General features: G+C 43.3%; 22 protein-coding genes and 1 pseudogene. 19 read left to right on the top strand and 4 right to left on the bottom strand.

Annotated elements, in window-relative coordinates; genetic code table 11:
- The first annotated feature begins 2 nt into the window (after positions 1-2).
- From infA to cysM, 14 genes are all read left to right on the top strand, one after another.
- Positions 3-221, top strand: coding sequence for a translation initiation factor IF-1 (gene infA / locus GKS34_RS05375; protein ID WP_073095415.1), 219 nt, complete (start codon positions 3-5; stop codon positions 219-221).
- A 53-nt stretch (positions 222-274) separates the two neighbouring features.
- Entirely contained in the window at positions 275-391 is a 117-nt protein-coding gene (gene rpmJ / locus GKS34_RS05370) for a 50S ribosomal protein L36 (protein ID WP_014772314.1), read from the top strand.
- 5 nt (positions 392-396) lie between these two features.
- Complete coding sequence (rpsM, locus tag GKS34_RS05365) at positions 397-774, top strand: 30S ribosomal protein S13 (protein ID WP_163383806.1); 378 nt, start codon at positions 397-399, stop codon at positions 772-774.
- Between the two features lie 15 nt (positions 775-789).
- On the top strand, positions 790-1,188 hold the full coding sequence (rpsK, locus tag GKS34_RS05360; protein ID WP_014020645.1) for a 30S ribosomal protein S11: 399 nt from the start codon (positions 790-792) through the stop codon (positions 1,186-1,188).
- A 17-nt stretch (positions 1,189-1,205) separates the two neighbouring features.
- Positions 1,206-1,811 carry a 30S ribosomal protein S4 gene (gene rpsD, locus GKS34_RS05355; protein ID WP_163383805.1) on the top strand — a complete coding sequence of 202 codons (606 nt, stop codon included), beginning with the start codon at positions 1,206-1,208 and terminating at the stop codon, positions 1,809-1,811.
- Between the two features lie 31 nt (positions 1,812-1,842).
- Positions 1,843-2,832 carry a DNA-directed RNA polymerase subunit alpha gene (locus GKS34_RS05350; RefSeq protein WP_163383804.1) on the top strand — a complete coding sequence of 330 codons (990 nt, stop codon included), beginning with the start codon at positions 1,843-1,845 and terminating at the stop codon, positions 2,830-2,832.
- Positions 2,833-2,838: 6 nt separating this feature from the next.
- Positions 2,839-3,507 carry a 50S ribosomal protein L17 gene (rplQ, locus tag GKS34_RS05345; protein ID WP_163383803.1) on the top strand — a complete coding sequence of 223 codons (669 nt, stop codon included), beginning with the start codon at positions 2,839-2,841 and terminating at the stop codon, positions 3,505-3,507.
- 127 nt (positions 3,508-3,634) lie between these two features.
- The gene (gene carA / locus GKS34_RS05340; RefSeq protein WP_163383802.1) at positions 3,635-4,726 is read left to right on the top strand and encodes a glutamine-hydrolyzing carbamoyl-phosphate synthase small subunit; all 1,092 of its coding nucleotides are present in this window, start codon (positions 3,635-3,637) and stop codon (positions 4,724-4,726) included.
- Positions 4,727-4,746: 20 nt separating this feature from the next.
- Complete coding sequence (gene eno / locus GKS34_RS05335; RefSeq protein WP_163383801.1) at positions 4,747-6,024, top strand: phosphopyruvate hydratase; 1,278 nt, start codon at positions 4,747-4,749, stop codon at positions 6,022-6,024.
- Positions 6,025-6,228: 204 nt separating this feature from the next.
- Positions 6,229-7,455 carry a carboxypeptidase-like regulatory domain-containing protein gene (locus GKS34_RS05330; protein WP_205602029.1) on the top strand — a complete coding sequence of 409 codons (1,227 nt, stop codon included), beginning with the start codon at positions 6,229-6,231 and terminating at the stop codon, positions 7,453-7,455.
- Between the two features lie 75 nt (positions 7,456-7,530).
- A complete protein-coding gene (locus tag GKS34_RS05325; RefSeq protein WP_163383799.1) occupies positions 7,531-7,818 on the top strand; it encodes an FtsB family cell division protein in 288 nt (95 codons plus the stop codon).
- A complete protein-coding gene (locus tag GKS34_RS05320; protein ID WP_205602028.1) occupies positions 7,799-8,380 on the top strand; it encodes a hypothetical protein in 582 nt (193 codons plus the stop codon). Before GKS34_RS05325 ends, GKS34_RS05320 begins: the two co-directional genes overlap by 20 nt.
- A gap of 13 nt (positions 8,381-8,393) precedes the next feature.
- On the top strand, positions 8,394-9,230 hold the full coding sequence (locus tag GKS34_RS05315; RefSeq protein WP_163383798.1) for a serine O-acetyltransferase: 837 nt from the start codon (positions 8,394-8,396) through the stop codon (positions 9,228-9,230).
- Between the two features lie 11 nt (positions 9,231-9,241).
- Positions 9,242-10,120, top strand: coding sequence for a cysteine synthase CysM (cysM, locus tag GKS34_RS05310; protein ID WP_163383797.1), 879 nt, complete (start codon positions 9,242-9,244; stop codon positions 10,118-10,120).
- Between the two features lie 94 nt (positions 10,121-10,214).
- On the opposite strand, the gene GKS34_RS05305 is transcribed toward cysM, so the two are convergent.
- Positions 10,215-10,367 carry a hypothetical protein gene (locus GKS34_RS05305; protein ID WP_163383796.1) on the bottom strand — a complete coding sequence of 51 codons (153 nt, stop codon included), beginning with the start codon at positions 10,365-10,367 and terminating at the stop codon, positions 10,215-10,217.
- A gap of 292 nt (positions 10,368-10,659) precedes the next feature.
- On the opposite strand from GKS34_RS05305, the gene GKS34_RS05300 reads away from it, so the two are divergent.
- The 4 genes and pseudogenes from GKS34_RS05300 (at position 10,660) to GKS34_RS05285 (ending at position 14,626) form a co-directional block, all read left to right on the top strand.
- Positions 10,660-10,896 (top strand): hypothetical protein, encoded by a 237-nt coding sequence (locus tag GKS34_RS05300; protein WP_163383795.1) that lies wholly within the window; start codon positions 10,660-10,662, stop codon positions 10,894-10,896.
- Between the two features lie 293 nt (positions 10,897-11,189).
- Positions 11,190-11,927, top strand: a complete 738-nt coding sequence (locus GKS34_RS05295) for a hypothetical protein (RefSeq protein WP_163383794.1) — start codon at positions 11,190-11,192, stop codon at positions 11,925-11,927.
- Positions 11,928-12,154: 227 nt separating this feature from the next.
- Entirely contained in the window at positions 12,155-13,369 is a 1,215-nt protein-coding gene (locus GKS34_RS05290) for a hypothetical protein (protein ID WP_163383793.1), read from the top strand.
- Between the two features lie 228 nt (positions 13,370-13,597).
- A pseudogene (locus GKS34_RS05285) lies at positions 13,598-14,626 on the top strand (sugar phosphate isomerase/epimerase family protein).
- Positions 14,627-14,700: 74 nt separating this feature from the next.
- On the opposite strand, the gene GKS34_RS05280 reads toward GKS34_RS05285, so the two are convergent.
- Both GKS34_RS05280 and GKS34_RS05275 read right to left on the bottom strand, forming a co-directional pair.
- Entirely contained in the window at positions 14,701-15,411 is a 711-nt protein-coding gene (locus GKS34_RS05280) for a ThuA domain-containing protein (protein ID WP_163383792.1), read from the bottom strand.
- Positions 15,408-16,379 (bottom strand): helix-turn-helix transcriptional regulator, encoded by a 972-nt coding sequence (locus tag GKS34_RS05275; RefSeq protein ID WP_163383791.1) that lies wholly within the window; start codon positions 16,377-16,379, stop codon positions 15,408-15,410. Before GKS34_RS05275 ends, GKS34_RS05280 begins: the two co-directional genes overlap by 4 nt.
- 156 nt (positions 16,380-16,535) lie before the next feature.
- On the opposite strand from GKS34_RS05275, the gene GKS34_RS05270 reads away from it, so the two are divergent.
- Positions 16,536-17,018, top strand: a complete 483-nt coding sequence (locus tag GKS34_RS05270) for a DinB family protein (protein ID WP_163383790.1) — start codon at positions 16,536-16,538, stop codon at positions 17,016-17,018.
- Between the two features lie 90 nt (positions 17,019-17,108).
- Here GKS34_RS05270 and lysS read toward each other — a convergent pair whose 3' ends face one another.
- Positions 17,109-18,833: a lysine--tRNA ligase gene (gene lysS / locus GKS34_RS05265; RefSeq protein WP_163383789.1), complete on the bottom strand. Its 1,725-nt coding sequence runs from the start codon at positions 18,831-18,833 to the stop codon at positions 17,109-17,111.
- Position 18,834 lies beyond the last annotated feature (1 nt).

The following is an 18,834-nucleotide window of genomic DNA, read 5'->3' as shown; positions in this document are numbered from 1 at the left end:
CTATGGCTAAGCAGGCATCAATTGAACAGGACGGCACCATCGTTGAAGCATTATCCAATGCAATGTTTAAGGTGGAGCTGGAAAATGGACATCAATTAATTGCACATATTTCTGGTAAAATGCGGATGAACTACATCAAGATTTTGCCTGGAGACAAAGTGAAATTGGAAATGTCACCTTATGATCTTTCTAAAGGGAGGATTGTTTACCGTTACAAGTAAGGAATAGGTTCCGTTTCCGTTGGCAAGAACGTATAAAGAAAATAATCAGTGATATGAAAGTTAAAGCATCTATTAAGAAAAGGAGCGTTGACTGTAAAGTAATCCGCAGAAACGGGAAACTTTATGTGATCAACAAGAAGAATCCAAAGTTTAAACAAAGACAAGGTTAATTACTATGGCTAGAATTGCAGGTGTCGATATACCCGACAATAAACGTGGCGAAATAGGCCTTACCTATATTTTTGGTATCGGCAGAAGTACGGCAAGAGCCATCCTTATCAAAGCTGGCATTTCTTTAGATAAGAAAGCCGGGGAGTGGGATGATGACGAATCTACTGCCATCAGGAACATTATTTCCGAGGAGTACAAGACAGAAGGTGTACTAAAATCTGAAGTACAGTTAAGTATTAAGCGGTTAATGGATATTGGTTGTTACAGAGGCTTGCGTCACAGGAAGGGATTGCCCGTCCGTGGTCAAAAGACCAAGAACAACGCCAGGACCAGAAAAGGTAAGAGAAAAACTGTTGCCAACAAGAAGAAAGCGACTAAATAAATCCTGACATAGATTATGGCTCAGAAAAGAAACGAAAAAACCAAAGCTAAAAAGCGGGTTGTTAAAGTAGAAGCAGTGGGTCAGGCCCATATCAAAGCTTCTTTCAATAATATCATCATTTCCATTACCAACAATTCAGGACAAGTGATTTCCTGGGCATCTGCTGGTAAAATGGGATTCAGAGGTTCTAAGAAGAATACGCCTTATGCGGCTCAAATGGCTGCTCAAAACTGCGGACAGGTGGCCTACGATCTCGGTTTGAGAAAAATTGAGGTATTCGTAAAGGGTCCGGGAGCAGGCAGGGAATCTGCCATTAGAACCTTGCAAAACGTGGGGTTGGATGTGACTACCATTACCGATGTAACTCCATTGCCACACAATGGTTGTCGTCCTCCAAAACGCAGAAGAGTTTAATTTAAAGAAAAATACGCATGGCTAGATATAGAGGTCCAAAAGCAAAAATTGCCAGAAAATTTGGCGAGCCCATTGAAGGACAAAGCAAAGTGCTTCAAAAGAAGAATTATCCTCCCGGAATGCATGGAAGAGGAAGAAGAAAGAAGCAGTCCGAATTTGCCATTCAGTTGATGGAAAAGCAAAAAGCCAAATACATATACGGTGTATTAGAAAGGCAATTTGCACGCATGTTTAACATTGCCTCCAGAAAAAAAGGTGTAACCGGTGAAAATCTACTCCAACTTTTGGAAGCCCGATTGGATAATACCGTTTATCGTTTGGGCATAGCTCCCACCAGAAGAGGTGCCCGTCAATTGGTATCCCATAAGCATGTCCTTGTTAACGGTAGTCTGGTAAACATTCCTTCATTTTTATTGAAACCCGGAGACGTAGTGTCTGTCAGGGAGAAATCAAAATCGTTGGAGACCATTACAGAAAGCCTTAGAGGCAGAGGAACCACCCGGTATAGCTGGCTGGAATGGGATAATGGATCCCTTAGCGGGAGGTTTGTCAGTATTCCACTGAGGGAAGATATTCCGGAGAACATCAAGGAGCAGCTGATCGTTGAATTGTACTCTAAGTAATCATTAACATTCCAAAAAAAGAATTAAAGATATGTCCATATTAGCATTTCAAATGCCAGAGAAAGTGGTAATGGAAAAAGCAGACGATTTTCATGGTCTGTTTACCTTCAAACCACTTGAAAAAGGATACGGGGTAACCATTGGCAATGCCCTAAGAAGGATTCTTTTGTCTTCGCTGGAAGGATATGCCATTACTGCTGTCAAATTACCAGGGGTAGTTCATGAGTTTTCCAGCATTGAGGGAGTGGTAGAAGACGTTACTGACATCATACTTAATCTTAAGCAGGTCAGGTTCAAAAAGATCCATGATGCCATTGATAATAAAATCACGGTAGAGGTTAAAAATCAAGATGTTTTCACAGCAGGTGATATTGCCAAATTCACTACTTCTTTTGAAGTGCTGAATCCTGAATTGGTCATTTGTCACCTGGATGATTCCAAGAGTTTGGAAATTGAGCTGAGTGTCGATAAAGGCAGAGGATACCTCCCTGCAGAAGAGTCCAAGCCAAAAGAACAGATTTATGGGACCATTTCGGTAGATGCGATTTTTACCCCCATCAAAAATGTAAAATACCGGATTGAAAACACACGAGTGGAACAAAAGACGGATTATGAGCAACTCATCATGGAGGTTTCTACGGATGGATCCATTCACCCGGAAAAAGCACTTCAGGAGTCGGCTAAAATCCTGATCCAGCATTTTATGTTGTTTTCTGACCAAACTATGGTCATTGATGCCCCTGGAAGTGGAGCCATCGAACCTATTGATGAAGAATACCTGCACATGCGGAAGTTGTTGAAGACCTCTCTTAGTGATTTGGATCTTTCTGTCAGGGCATTTAATTGCCTGAAAGCAGCGGATGTCAAATCTCTAGGTGATTTGGCGAAGCTGGAAATTTCAGATATGATGAAGTTCCGCAATTTTGGTAAAAAATCCCTGGCTGAATTGGAGCAATTGATTCAGGAAAAAGGTCTGACGTTTGGCATGGACCTGTCTAAGTATAAACTTGATGAAGAATAATTAATAATGAGACACGGTAAGAAATTTAACCATCTGGGTAGAACCGCCTCGCATAGGAAGGCCATGCTTTCGAATATGGCACAGTCTCTCTTGGAACACAAGCGGATCAGTACCACACTTGCCAAAGCCAAGGAGCTGAGGAAATACGTAGAACCCCTGATCACCAAAGCCAAAATGGATACTACTCACAACCGTAGGGTTGCTTTTGGTTATCTGAAAAACAAAGAAGCGATTAAACTTCTTTTTGGAGAGGTGGTAGAGAAAGTAGGAAACCGTCCGGGAGGGTATACACGAATTATCAAAACCGGCTATCGACTGGGGGATAATGCCGAAATGTGTATCATCGAATTGGTAGATTACAATGAATTGCTATTGAAAGAAGATAAGCCTGCTAAAAAATCCGGAAGAAGGAGAAGCAGAAGAGGTTCTGGAAAAAGCAGTGAATCCGAAGATACTACCAACGATGTGCAGGCATCTGACAAAACGGAAAAAAAGAAGGCTGAAAAGAAGGAAAGTCCAAAGGCGGCAGCAAGCGAAGAATCTGATTCTTCAGAAGCCACTGCCGAGACTTCTACTGAAGAGCCGAAAGCTTCTGGTGAACAAGTCGATGCTCCTAAAAAGGATGCACCCAAAAAAGATGAGGACAAAAAGGATGACGATAAAAAGTCTGAATAAGATATGTCGGTTTTGTAAGGATAAAATCAGGGATTGGCCGTTAGGTTCAATCCCTTTTTTTATATCCTTTTCTTTGAATGCTTTCTACTACTTAGAAATTTCTTAAATTTGCCTATCAAAAATAACTATGAACAGAAAAAAAGCCACCCTTCTTTTAGCAGATGGAACGGCCTTCACCGGGAGCCTGGTCGGTAGCCATGGCACCAACGGCGGGGAAATCTGCTTCAATACCGGAATGACCGGATATCAGGAAATTTATACGGATCCTTCCTATACCGGACAAATCATTGTCAATACCACCCCCCATATTGGGAATTATGGCGTAGTGGATGAGGATGAACAGTCGGAACGGCCATTGATTTCCGGGATTGTGGTAAATGATTTTTCCGAAATTTACAGCAGACTAGATGCCTCGGGCTCCCTTCAGGAGTACCTGGAACGGCATGGCATTACCGGGATAGCGGATGTGGATACCCGAAAGCTGGTGCGACACATTCGGTCTAAAGGAGCTATGAATGCTATTATCAGTTCTGAGTTTGACGACCTGGATCAGTTAAAAAAGGAACTGGACAAAGTACCTGACATGAACGGGTTGGAATTGTCCTCAACTGTTTCCACCACCCAACCTTATTTTTTTGGAGACGAAAACGCGCCTATTAAAATAGCCTGTGTGGATTACGGTATAAAAAGGAATATCCTGCGGTGCCTGGCCGATCGCGGAGTGTACTGCAAGGTGTTTCCTGCAAAGACTTCCTTTTCAGAAATGGAAGCCTGGAATCCGGATGCTTACTTTCTTTCCAACGGCCCCGGAGACCCGGCAGTAATGGAGTATGCGGTTATTACCACCAAGGAAATCCTGGAGCAGGATAAACCCCTTTTTGGAATTTGCCTTGGGCATCAGATTTTAGCCAGGGCATGTGATGTTTCTACGTATAAAATGCATCATGGGCATCGGGGGCTAAACCATCCCATCAAGAACCTGCTGACCGGAAAAAGTGAAATCACTTCTCAGAATCATGGTTTTGTGGTAACTCGCGAAGATATCGATCAAAACAATCAACTTGAAATCACTCATCTTCATCTAAATGACGGAACGGTAGCTGGCATCAAATTGAAAAACAAACGCGCATTTTCTGTACAGTACCATCCTGAAAGTGCTCCCGGACCACACGATTCCAGGTATTTATTTGAACAATTTATTTCCCTAATACAGAATTAAAACATTAACCTTATTTTGTTATGACATTGATACAATCCATTCACGCAAGACAAATTTTAGATTCCAGGGGCAACCCGACCGTAGAAGTAGATGTTTTTACCGATAATGGTGCTTTTGGTAGGGCTGCTGTTCCCAGCGGAGCATCTACCGGTGTTCACGAAGCAGTAGAGTTGAGAGATGGGGACAAAAGTGTATACATGGGCAAAGGAGTTCTCAAGGCCGTTGCCAATGTAAACGATGTAATCGCCCCCGAATTAATTGGTTTTGACGTTTTTGAGCAAAATCAAATTGATCAGATCATGCTTAGCCTGGATGGCACTAAAAATAAATCCAAACTGGGAGCAAATGCCATTCTTGGGGTTTCCCTGGCAGTAGCCAAAGCAGCGGCTATGGAGTCAGGCCAGCCTTTATACCGCTATATTGGAGGTGTTAATGCCAATACACTGCCTGTACCCATGATGAACATTCTGAATGGTGGTTCGCATGCAGACAATGGCATCGATTTTCAGGAGTTTATGGTGATGCCGGCCGGAGCCCCTACGTTTTCTGAGTCCCTTCGGATGGGAGTTCAGATATTCCATGAATTGAAGGCCGTCCTGAAGAGCAAAGGACTTTCTACCAATGTGGGCGATGAAGGTGGCTTTGCTCCGGACCTTAAAAACAACGTAGAGGCCATTGAAGTGGTCTTACAGGCCATCGAAAAAGCCGGTTTTCGTCCGGGTGAAGATGTGTTCATAGCCATGGATCCAGCTTCTTCTGAATTTTATGACGAGGAAAAAGGATTGTATGTATTTAAAAAATCTACCGGTGATGAACTGACTTCCGAACAAATGGCCAACTACTGGACAGAATGGGTAAATAAATACCCTATCAAATCCATAGAAGATGGCATGCAGGAAGACGATTGGAAGGGTTGGAAAATGATGACCGAGGCCGTAGGAGATAAAATCCAGATTGTAGGAGACGATCTGTTCGTGACCAACGTAGAAAGATTGCAAAAAGGAATTGATGAAAATATTGCCAATGCCTTGCTTGTAAAAGTAAACCAGATTGGATCGCTTACTGAAACCATTAATGCGGTGGATTTATGTCATCGAAATAAATACAAGTCGGTAATGTCTCACCGGTCCGGAGAGACTGAAGATTCAACCATTGCGGATCTGGCGGTAGCATTGAATACAGGACAGATCAAAACCGGTTCGGCCTCCCGTTCCGACAGGATGGCCAAGTATAACCAGTTGCTTAGGATCGAAGAACAACTCGGTGATTCGGCTTATTTCCCAGGATTGAAATTTTAATATATCACATCTAGTTGGTAACTTATAGTTTACCATTCACACTAAAAAACCCTTTTAGGCTCAGGCTTAAAAAGGGTTTTTTCTATTTAAAGGAAGCAGCATTCTTTTTTCTTTACCATGCCCAGGGTGGAAATTACATCTACCTGGTTTTTTGAGGATCCGATCCTAGGTTTTTAATTCCCAAACACTTAGGTTTATTGAAATATGGTGAGGTTAAAAATAGGAGCAACCTTTTTTTTCGCACTACTACTACTTTTGTTGGGATCAGCTGTGGCAATTCCCCTAATGGCCCAAAAGATTACCGTGGAAGGTAGGGTTGTGGATAAGGAATCAAGTTTGCCCCTGCCCTATGTCACGGTATTTGTTAATAATACGGCAGAAGGTACAGTGGCAAATGAAAATGGACTGTTTGAGCTTGAAATGGCACCCGGGCATCATGAACTGGTACTTTCTTTGGTGGGATATGAAAACTTGATTTTTTCGGAAAATTTCTCTGGTGAGCTACCCCGGTTTGTTTTTCAGATGGCTCAGAAACCAATTGATCTGAATGAGCTACAGGTGGATGGGGAAAGAAGCAGTGAGTGGTATGAAAATCTTAGGATCTTTGAATACCATTTTTTAGGGAATAGCTGGTATGCATCAAGTTGCAACATTATCAATCCGGAGGTTTTAGTAATTGACTTTGACCAGTCTGTATTAAAAGTTCACAGCACTGATTTTTTAATTATTGAAAATTACCAACTAGGTTATCGGATAAATTATCTTCTGACATCCTTTGAGCTGGACACAGACAAAAAAAGATTTCATTATCTTGGCTATCCCCGGTTTACGGAAATGGAAGGTGGAAAAATGAAACAACGTAGGTGGGAAAAAAACAGGGTTTCCGCCTACCAGGGTTCCTGGTTGCATTTCAAGCGAAGTCTCAGAGATGGTGCTACGAATGAAGCCGGTTTCGAAGTCAGGAAAATGAAGCTGGTTCCCAATCCGAATCGGCCTGCGGAAAGGGTAATTCTAGAGGCAAAACAGCAACTAGAAATTACGAAAGATTTAGCATTCAGCATTTTTAGGGACTCTCTTTCGTCGATAGCAATAAAGGAGTCACTTCCGAAAATTATTCCGAAAGTAGATTCTGTACTTTTAAAGGAAATCGATTATAGTAAAGTCATTGATGGAGAAATCACATTGGAATTCGAGGACTTTTTGGAGGTCAGGTATGTCAAAGGAAAGGTCAGCAGGGAATTTATCAATTCGTTTGTCCCAGGAAAAGCACCGAAGTCGCCTCATCCAATTTCGATTATGAGCCAAACGGTCCCCGTATTGATTTACCCTACAGGTTTGGAGTCCAATCCACTTTCCCTGTTTCTGGAAGGGTATTGGAGTTGGCAGAAAATGGGTGACGCTTTACCCATTGATTATGAATTACCCAAATAAAAATTAGTATGGATATGCCGTTTTTGGAAGGTTGGCATTTGTTTTCCTATATTTGGAGAAAGATAAAGGAAGACAATGGCGAAATACCTTAAGTACACCAAAAACTTCTACTTCGTTTTTACCGTTTTATTCATTGTCTGGATGGTTTTGATAGATAGTAACGACATCATCAGTCATTTCAAGCTCCGTTCCAAATTAAGCGATTTGGAAGACCAAAAAGCGTATTATCAGGAGCGGAAAGAAAAAATCCAGGCAGAAAGAGAAGAGTTGTTGAGCAATTACGAACTGTTGGAAAAGTTTGCTCGGGAACGCTATTTGATGAAACGGAAAACGGAAGACCTCTATGTTATTGTGGAAGAATAAATACTTGTTATTACTTTCGGTAATTTTTAATCTGACTTATTTTTTTCCAGCTACAATAGGAACCGTTCTCGCCCAACGTGTTATTTATCCTGAAGACAACCCTCCTCTGAAGGAGCGAATGTACTTTGGGGGCAATGGAAGCCTTCAGTTTGGCACCATCACCTTCGTGGAGGTATCTCCTTTGGCTGGCGCGATGATTACCGAAAGGTACTCCGCAGGTGTAGGAGCCACCTACCAGTATCTGAATGACCGTCGTTTCCAAAATGGGGATGCCCATATCTTCGGAGGTAGAATATTCAATCGATTTAATGTCTTGCCGAAGATTTTCTTACACGCCGAATACGAGGCCTTAAATGTGGAGGTAGCCAATCCTATCCCGAATACAACTGATGTGATTTTCACAAGAGACTGGGTACCCGGCTTATTTGGAGGCGCAGGATATTTTACTCCTTTTGGAGATAGAGGGGGGATGAACTTCATGTTATTGTATAATTTTACCTACGATAATAGAAGATCGCCATATAATGAACCTTATGTTATAAGAGTGGGTTTTGTATTCTAAAGCTATCTGAAGCATGGATTCATTTATAGACCGCTTACACCAAGCCCATAACCACTGTCCGGAATGCCCCTCTCCCAAAGTAATCAACCGGTTTTTTGATGAAATCCTGGGAATGCTATTTCCGGAACATGCTCATGAAATCTACCGGGAGCGGGCAAATCTGGAGTCAAAGTTTTTTGATTTGAAGGTGCAACTTCGAAAAATACTGAAAAATAACGAGGCCCTTCATCATGGAGACGGAGAGATCCTTGCCGATGCATTTTTTGATCGGTTAGAGGCAGAGGTTTTTGAAAAGTTACACGAAGACCTCCATGCCATGTTTGAAGGAGATCCTGCCGCCAAGTCCAAAACGGAAATTATCCGGTGCTATCCCGGCTTCTATGCTATTGCTGCCTACCGGGTAGCTCATTTGCTGCACCTGTTGGGTATCGCCTTGATTCCAAGAATGATTACGGAATATGCTCACAGCAAATCGGGAGTGGATATTCATCCCGGAGCGAAAATTGGCAGGTTTTTCTGCATAGACCATGCGACTGGTATTGTCATCGGAGAAACCACCGTAGTGGGAGATCGCGTTAAGATCTATCAGGGTGTAACCCTTGGAGCCCTAAGCGTAAATAAAGAAGACGCGGATAAAAAGCGCCATCCAACCATTGAAGATGATGTGGTAATTTATGCCGGTGCTACCATCCTGGGAGGAGATACAGTCATTGGAAAAGGAAGTGTGGTCGGGGGCAATGTATGGCTTACAAAAAGTATCCCCGCAAAAAGTAAAATTTATTACCAAACTAAAATATACGACGGGTCTTCCAATCTTACAGATTTTTATGTATTGAAAAGCGATGCCTGAACATCCTATCTATGAAGTTATTTGAGCTGATCGGAAATACACCCTTAATAAAATTAGAAAACATCCCCGTGAATCCAGGGGTAACCATTTATTGCAAATTAGAAGGGCAAAATCCAGGTGGCTCCGTTAAGGACCGTGCCGCCTATTTCATGATCCGCGCCGCCCTGGACAGGGGAGAAATCCGCAAAGGCGCTAAACTCATCGAAGCCACATCCGGAAATACAGGCATTGCCCTGGCCATGGTAGCCAATCTATTAGGGGTAAGCATGACCCTGGTCATGCCGGACAATTCCACCAAAGAGCGAATACTATCGATGGAGGCCTATGGTGCAAAAGTGATACTTACCCCCGCCGAAAAAACCATCGAATATTCCCGGACCTTAGCCGAAGAAATGGCAGCTAAGGAAGGATTTTTTATGCTGAATCAATTTTCCAACCCGGACAACTACCGGGCACATTATCAAACCACCGGCCCGGAAATCTACAAGGATACGAATGGAAAGATTACTCATTTTGTCTCCGCAATGGGCACTACCGGAACCATCATGGGAGTATCCCGATACCTGAAAGAAAAAAATCCGGAAATTCAAATCGTGGGTACCCAACCCACAGACGGATCCAGTATTCCAGGTATCAGACGATGGTCTCCGGAATTCCTACCTAAAATTTTTGAACCGGAACGGGTAGATAAGGTGATCGATGTGAGCCAGGATCAAGCTACTGAGATGACCAGGCGGATGGCTCGGGAAGAAGGGATTCTTGCCGGGATGAGTAGTGGGGGGGCACTACATGCAGCCCTAAAGTTGTCTCAAACACTGAAGGAAGGAGTGATTGTGTGCATTACCTGCGACCGGGGAGACCGCTACCTAAGCTCGGATTTATTTGGTTAAATTAAACTAAATTTTCAATTTTCTTTTTTTCAATGTCATTTCTCGTTTTTTAAAAACTGAATTCAGCGTTAAATAGAGATATTTTTCGATATCATTACTTCTGTTCTACCTCCAGATGTGCAAAGTATGGTTTAGTCCAGGTAATTACTGGGTTGGTAGAAGTACAAAAAAGAGAACTAACCAACGGAATGGAGGGATGCCATTCGCTTTCGCCCTGCTCTGTTGCATGTGTTGGATTTATTGCCATTTTACCTTAGGATTACGAAACGGAAACCAAACTTGCCTTGGCAAGAATGTTTGTAGAAGTCCCCAAAACGGTCAACCAGTGTGCAAATGGAATCGTCCCATCTTATTGGGTAGATAGTATTCAAATCCTGACAATGGTTGGGTACCTGGCTTATTCCTGGTGGCTGCTGTACAGGAATGATTCACGCTGAGTTATTCCCTTTAAAAGGGAATCGCTTACCAATCCAATTCCTGTAGTTGGATTTCTTTTTACATTTATCAGCTTTGGTTACCTTTCTTACCATCCATTCTGGATGGTTGAGATTTTGGATGGTTTCCAACTTCCCGGCAAGGTGGTGTTTTTTACCTGGATGACCTTAATGACCATAGCCATACTTAGTATTTACCTACACCTTAATCCCGAAAGACTGTATGGATTCCAGACATCTCATGCAATGGAAAACCGCCTAAATGTACCCCCAAATACCGATTTAGCTGTCAAAGATATAGCTAGTCCTGAAAACGAATTGGCGACCATTAGGAGGGACTAATTTCTTGAGCAAAAGGATATTTTTTAAGGCAACATTTAAAAGTCGATGATTCGACAGCAATGGTTGGCGTAAACAGTCAAGATTTGGGAGCGTTGCTTCAACAGGTGTACCAGTAAGGTTTCAGGGAATTGATAAACCATTACCGGGTAAAATACGCCATCAATAAACTGGAATCTCGATATTTGGATGACTACTTTCCGAAAGGTAAATCAAATATGGATTTTCCTTGGTTTCAATAGAGGTTTGGCATTATTTTTAAGTCATTCAATCCTCACTATCTCCTGAAAAAACCTATGGAATTTGGTGAATTTGTGGCTTACCTGGTTTTAAGCCTTGCCATGCTAAATGCAATTGTATTGATCCTGGCTACTAAAAGAGCAAAGGTGTCTCAGCAATATATGGGATTCGCTATTTTGTTTTTTAGTTCGTTTCTTTTTTTTCAGCATCTTGAAGTTGCTTCTGCATGGCTACCTGCGTTGACGTATTTGCTCATGCTGTGCGTAGGCCCCTTTTTTTACTTTTTTATAAGAAATACGCTGGTTGGTTCCAAACGAAACAGCTACTTGGATTTGCTCCATTTTATTCCATTCATCCTGTCTGCAATCCCGATAGTGCTGCTTTTTGCCGGAGAGGAACTGTCGGGATTTGTACTCTCATTCCCCCAACCGATGGAAGGTGCAGCGCCAGGACGTTCGGTGTTTCTATTTGCCGGGTCTATAGAATTATTGCTTTGTTCACTACTGATTTATTTTTTCTTAGGACTGCGTTTATTACTTTACCTCCCACCCATCAATATCCATTTTTCTGAACAGCGAAAATTAAAAAGATGGTTGATCCGGATTAGCTGGCTTTTTGGGTTTTTGCTGGTCCTTTTTACTCTGAGCCAGGATTATGTGGGATGGTTTGCCGAGCAAAAGGATTTGCTAATAAACCAAGGAATGCCTGTTGTTCTATTGGTATTGAGTGTCGCCATGCACTTCAGACCCAGCCTGATTTACGGTTTTGATTTTGGGGAGCAATCAGAAACGTGATGAGGATTTCCTTCAAATTATGAGCATGATAACTGACGGCGATATGCAGATGAATTGCGATTTTAAGGCTGGTTTTTCGAGGATATACCACGAGCAACACAGATATTGAAAGTTTTTGGTAGTAGGTTTAAATAACAGGTCGTAATCATGTAGCTAAACCCATTCGAAAGTTCCTTCTTGTAAAAATTCCCTTGGTCAAACCTTACGAATCCCCTATATTTCTGCCTATGAAAAACTATACCGCAATCAAAGCTGCCTGTCAGTCAAATTCAGATTTCACTTCCCAGATACTTGATGATTTTTTACTGCATTATGCAGCAGATAAAGATAAACTGGGTAAAGAAGTTGATCAAAGGTTGAGAACTTACCGACATATTATTCAAGGTATGGACAAAGGCTGGGTTAATATGGTTAAGTCCCAGTATATCATGCATCGGGTATTCAAAGAAGGAGGGCTGATTCATAAATATTTAAAACATGCTGCCCTTGCCCGAATTCCTGAAGAGGGCCGAAAGTGGCTCGAAGAACAAGCAGCTATGCCATGGAAATTTAGTTTTTCCAGAATAGTTGAAAGCCCGGAACCCGATTTTTTTACCATGGAAGACCTTTTTACCGGGGAGCGGTATTTACTTTATTCAACCGGCGTTTCCCGTGTTTTGCAGCAGGGAGAGGTCGTGTCCTGGTTTAACCTGATCGGGTACAATGGGGACTGTTGGCAATCTTTTGGTCCGATCGCTGCCTATCGAAGTTTTTCTATGGACGACATCTTTTTCTTTGCTACGGAATTAAACCCCCGCATTACCTCTGAGGAGGAGTTGATGGCCGATGTTTCAAAAAATCCGGTCCCTTACCTGATGTTATTTTCCCGGTCAAATTATCCATTGACGGTACACGAAGGAGAAGTACTTGAATTAATAATCACAGAGATCGAAGAGCTGGATTTGCCCGTCGAAAAGCTGGAAGATGATTTTCAGGTAGACCGCGCACAGTCTATTTATCGGTTGCGTTTGAGGAATTGGGAGAGCAAACCCCATTTTTCAGTGGCCTATTACGACAGTGAAGAGCAGTTTCTGCAAGTAACAGCCATGACCCAAAAGGGCTATTCCGCATTGGTTGCTGCTTTTCAAAATCAAGGCATACAGGTAGCCGAATTTGCAGATATTTATGTCCGGCCTTCCATGCTTTCTGCGGCAGAGGATATCCTTAAGAGGCAAATTGAACTCATGCCATTTGAACTTCTTTTTGAAGAAGAACAGGATCCGCAAATGGAGGAAGAATTGGATAAATTAAATCAATTTTTAGCTTTGGCCATGCCGGACCTTAACTCCGGTAAGGAACCGGATTTGGAAGCCCTTGCAGACCAGGTGGGGCTGGATTTGGAAGCAAACCGGGAAACTTTGCAAGGGATTTTCGACGAGGTCCGTAAAAAGCAGAAAAAATAAAAATTCCATTATGAGTGTTCGTCGGTAGGTATTCCGGTTCTTACTAATATCTGAGGGCTTAAGGAAACACTTGCAGGTGTCCACCGGGTGCTTTCCTAAAGTACGCAAGGATGTTGGTAGGAAGTGGGATTTTATTGGGCCCTGCTTACGTTTTGGTTACAATAGTCCAAAAATAATTCCTTTTTTGATTGCGGGAAACTATCTTACCAATTCATCAACAATAACCCCATGAATAACCGAAGATCCTTTTTAATCAAATCAGCCCTTGGAATTGTAGGAGCAGGTATTTCGCCAGCCTGGCTTCAGGGCGCGCCTGGCATTATCAGGAATTACAACAAACCTAATTCAAAAATTAACGGGGTTCAGATAGGTTGTATTACCTATTAATTTCGTTCGATGGCCGATCAAAGTGCAGAAGCCACCCTTAACTATGTTACCGAAAGTGGCATCAATGCCATTGAGCTAATGGGAGGGCCTGCCGAGAGCTTTGCGGGCATGCCGGAGTCCACGATTGACAGAAGGAAGTTTTACCAGCTTATGAGTAGGCAACGCAGGGGCGAAACCTTAAGCACTGATGAAAGCAAGGAATTGGCGGAATTGCAAAAGGAATCGGCAGCTTTTGGGAAACTAGTGTCCGAATGGCGCTCTAAGACTGATTTTAAAGCATTCGAGAAATTTAAGAAAATGTACAAAGATGCAGGTGTCAGCATTTATGCGTTTAAGCCTGCTGCCTTCGGCCAGGGAAATTCCGACGCTGAAATCGCTTATGGAATGAAGGCGGCTAAAGCCCTGGGATCTTCGCATGTGACGCTGGAACATCCCTCCGATGATGCCCATACCCAGAAGTTAGGAAAGATGGGAGAAAGACACCGTATGTCCGTAGGATATCATGGGCACGAACAGCAAACCTTCGATTTCTGGGATACCGCGCTAGCACAAAGTCCGGCAAACGGATTGAATTTTGATGCCGGCCATTACATTGCCGCTGGCCATGTGGATATCATGAAATTGCTAAAAAAACAGCACAACCGTATTCTAAGCATGCATACCAAAGACAGGCAAACCCCTGCCAACGGAAAGGGAAACCTGCCCTGGGGTGAAGGGGATACGCCGCTCAAGGAAATTCTACATCTGATTAGGGATGAAAAGTTTCGTTTTCCCGCAACCATTGAATTGGAGTATCAGGTCCCGGAAGGTTCCGATGCGGTGAAAGAAGTGCAAAATTGCCTGGAGCATTGTCGCAAATTATTGGTGTAAGCTTACCAAGGATAGTGGTAGCCTATCCTGTGGCTACCTTTTTCGATAATAAGCAATCATTCTATTTTCGGAATTCATTTACCGGCCGCCCAGTAAATACTTTGGGCCAGTATTTTTCGGTACATAGGATGGGAAAACACCTCTGGACCGTGCCCCGGCTGAATATAGACGGAACGGGTATGCCTGTAGGGCTTTTGGGTCCAGGCTAAAATGGGCATACTACCTGGATGCTTGGTGGAAAGCAGCGGATTGACGGTTTCTGAAATCCATACATTACCATAGATTTCGTCATAAATGTCAAAATCCTTGATCCCATTTAGAATGTCGTTCCTTCTGTTTACAATGCGGGCTTTAAAGGCAACTTCATGCTTATAATTGGATTGAATGGCAGGATCACCCTTATTTTCTATGTAGCGCCCGCCCAGGATATCTCGGTAGAAGTCCCAATTCTGGTAAGATACAATCGCATGGTGAAGAAAAACGAGTCCAATACCCTTTTGGACCAATTTTTCAAAGCCTTCTTTCTCTTCCGGAGAAATGTCTTGGATCATGTCATAAAATATAAGTACGTCGAATTCCCCATGGTGCTTCTCTAAAAAGTACTCGCGTGCTTCGGGATGAGCCATTTCGGTATAGCGAATTCCTGGCAGGGCATCCATCATTTCGAAAAAGGAAGTTCGATTAAAACCATGTCCACCCGTCAGTACCAGCACCGATAAATCCTGTGAGAGGGATAAATGCGTCAAAAGAAAGGTAAGGGCTAGTGTCAAAAGGGTGGCTTTCATTTCGTAGGGTTTTGTTTGGGTTCAGAAGTATTATTTTCCAGCATGCACTTAAGCAGGTTTCTCACCCTGGTCCGAAGTGTTTCCGGTTTGAGAATCACTACCAGATCGGCCATGCAGATGATCCAGCGGGCAAAACCTTCCAGACTTCTCGTCATAAAGGTTAGTTCTACCTTGTCGCCTTTTTCTTCTTGTAGGACAAATCCATAATTGTATTTTAGGTTTCTTAGGAATTTCAAATTACGGGAAGCGATTCGAATCACAACCTGAGTTAGGTCTTCTACTTCCGCCATTTTTTTTAAAAAACGCTTCAGAGAAGGGTGGTGCATCGTAAACATTTGATCCGTTATTTGGATGGAATTGATTCGGTCAAGCCTGAATGTTCGGTAATCCTGCCTCCATTTGCAAAAGGCAATGAGGTACCATTGTTCGAAGGAGTTATACAAACCGATAGGTTCCACTTCCCGGGAACTGGTTTCCTCCTTTATAAAAGTGGTGTAGTCAAGTTGCAGGGCCTGTTGCGTAGAAAGTCCGTCTAAAATGGACTGCATGACCCCTTCTTTTCCGTCGGCATGTAAGTTGTTATTTCGAAACACGGCGATTTGTTCATCGAGGTTTTCCATCAAAGCCTTTTCATTTTCTTTTAAGACCGCCTTAATCTTGACCAGTGCCGATTGGAAATGATTGCCACTCTCTTTGTCTGTATGCTTGGCCAGAATTTTCTCTGCAACCAGCAGAGAAAGCGCTTCTTCCCTGGAAAAACTTACGGGGGGTAACCGGTATCCCTCCACCAGCGTATAACCCCGGCCCGCCTCACCCGAAATGGGGATTCCGGCGACCTCCAGCGATTTGATGTCTCGGTATACCGTTCGTAGACTAATGCAAAACCGATCGGCAATCTCCTGCGCCCGTACGTTCCGCTTACTTTGCAACTGGGTGAGAATAGCCGTGAGTCTGTCTAGTCGGTTCATTTATTTTAAGGATGTAGTAAAAATAGGCAAAATAAAAGGTAGAAAAAATTTTTATGTTTTAGGCTAAATTCTCGATTAGCTACCGACATAGGGTTGTCATTCCCTCCGTTTACCTTTGAACTAAACAAGCATGTATAACCTTAAAGAAAATGCACCATGAACACCAAAACACAAGCCCTCGTTATCAATCCGGTCCAATTGAAGGAACATTGGCAAGGTCACCGTAGCCTAACCCGCAGGGTAATCGAGGCTTTTCCTGAGAAGCAGCTATTTCACTTCACTCTTGGCGAAATGCGCCCCTTTGGCCAGATGGTCGAAGAATTAATCGCCATTGCCGGACCAGGAGTAAAAGGCCTGGCAACGGGGGAATGGGCCAAACTGGATGAAAACCTCCAATTGGGTGAGGATAAAGAGAAACTGCTGGAGGTTTGGGATCAGACTACGGAGGAAATCGAGCGTTGGTTTCCCCAAATCGATCCGGAGAAATTTGAGGAAAAAGTAATCGCTTTTGATCAGTATGAGGACAAAGCCTACTGCACCTTGTTTTACTTTATCGATAATGAAATTCATCACCGGGGCCAAGGTTATGTGTACCTGCGGGCACTGGGGATCGTTCCCCCCAATTTTTGGGAACGGTAATTTGGATTTCAGAGGATCACCAAGTCGAATTTGGCAGTGATAAATCTGGGTAAGCAAAAGCCCGAAGCTTTCAAAGCTTCGGGCTTTTTCCTATTCTGCATTGATCCAGTTTTCCACCTCTTCCTTACTGGGGTTTGAGGCATTTAGTTTTAGTTTTTTTCGTTTGCCGCAAACGTCGTTAAAAAACTTGTTTGGATTTTGTGCCCTGAGCTGTTCCATGGTGTGAATATTCAATTCACGTATAACCGGAATAAGCTCCGCAGGTATTCCTACCCTCATAAAGTCTTCATCGGAAGCTACCTTTACTTTCTTTTCAGGCTTCATTTGAGGAAAAAACAAAACCTCCTGTATGGTGCTTTTATTCGTCAGGAGCATGCAAAGTCGGTCGATACCTATTCCCAGCCCCGAAGTTGGAGGCATGCCGTACTCCAATGCCCGGAGAAAATCTTCATCCATTGCCATGGCTTCGTCATCACCTCTTTCAGCCAGTTTGAGTTGCTCTTCGAATCGTTCCCGCTGATCGATCGGGTCATTCAGCTCTGTGTACGCATTAGCGATTTCTTTTCCATTGACAAAAAGCTCAAAACGCTCCACCAACCCGGGTTTGTCCCGGTGCTTTTTAGCCAATGGGGTCATTTCTATAGGATAGTCCGTAATGTAGGTGGGCTGGATCAGGTGGTCTTCCACTTTTTCACCAAAAATTTCATCGATGAGTTTTCCTTTTCCCATGCTGTCATCCACTTCAATTTCCAGGTCAGCGCAAACTTTTCTTAGACCTGTCTCATCCATGCTACTGACGTCTATTCCCGTGAATTCCTGGATGGCTTCAAACATGGAAAGCCGCTTGTAGGGACCAGCAAATTCAATGACATGTTCTCCTACTTTCGCCTGTGTGGTACCTAATACGCTGTCAGCAATTTGCCCAAGCAGTTCTTCCACCATTTCCATCATCCATACGTAATCTTTATAGGCAACGTAGATTTCCATGGAGGTAAACTCCGGGTTGTGGGTCCGGTCCATGCCCTCATTTCGGAACATTTTTCCTATTTCGTACACCCCTTCGAATCCCCCAACGATCAACCTTTTTAGGTAAAGCTCGTTGGCGATCCTTAGAAATAAGGGAATATCCAAAGCGTTATGATGGGTGTCAAAGGGTTTGGCAGCCGCTCCTCCATGAACCTGCTGAAGAATTGGAGTCTCCACTTCCAGCCAACCATGGTCATCAAAATACCTGCGCATGGAAGATATCACCCTGGATCGTGTGAAAAACGTAGCTTTTACCTCCGGATTGACGATCAGGTCCACGTAGCGCTGCCGATACCGGAGTTCCGGATCGGTGAAGCCATCGTACACATTACCTTCATCGTCCCTTTTTACCACCGGCAGGGGTTTCACAGATTTGGACAACAGGGTAAATTCCTGGACGTGGAGGGAAATTTCCCCGGTTTGCGTGGTGAAAATAAATCCTTTGAGTCCAATAAAATCTCCAATGCCCAACAATTTTTTAAAAACGGTATTGTAAAGGGTTTTGTCCTCTTCAGGACAAATATCGTCTCGTCTTACGTATATCTGGAGCCTGCCGGAACTATCCTGAATCTCTGCAAAACTTGCCGAGCCCATGATGCGTCTGCTCATGAGCCTTCCGGCGATGCTGATGCTCTTGTAATCGTTTTTACGGTTTTCGTAGTTTTTATGAATATCTGCCGAGGTGGCATTGATGGGGTAGGAAAGCGCAGGATAGGGGTCGATGCCCAGCTGTAATAATGCCTCCCTGTCTTTTCTTCTTTCTATCTCCTGTTCGTTCAGTAATTGCATG

Origin of the sequence: Cyclobacterium jeungdonense (assembly GCF_010994275.1) — a bacterium.
Lineage (GTDB): Bacteria > Bacteroidota > Bacteroidia > Cytophagales > Cyclobacteriaceae > Cyclobacterium > Cyclobacterium jeungdonense.
Note: the sequence above shows the minus strand (reverse complement) of the source record. Positions and strands in the feature narration are given on the sequence as shown.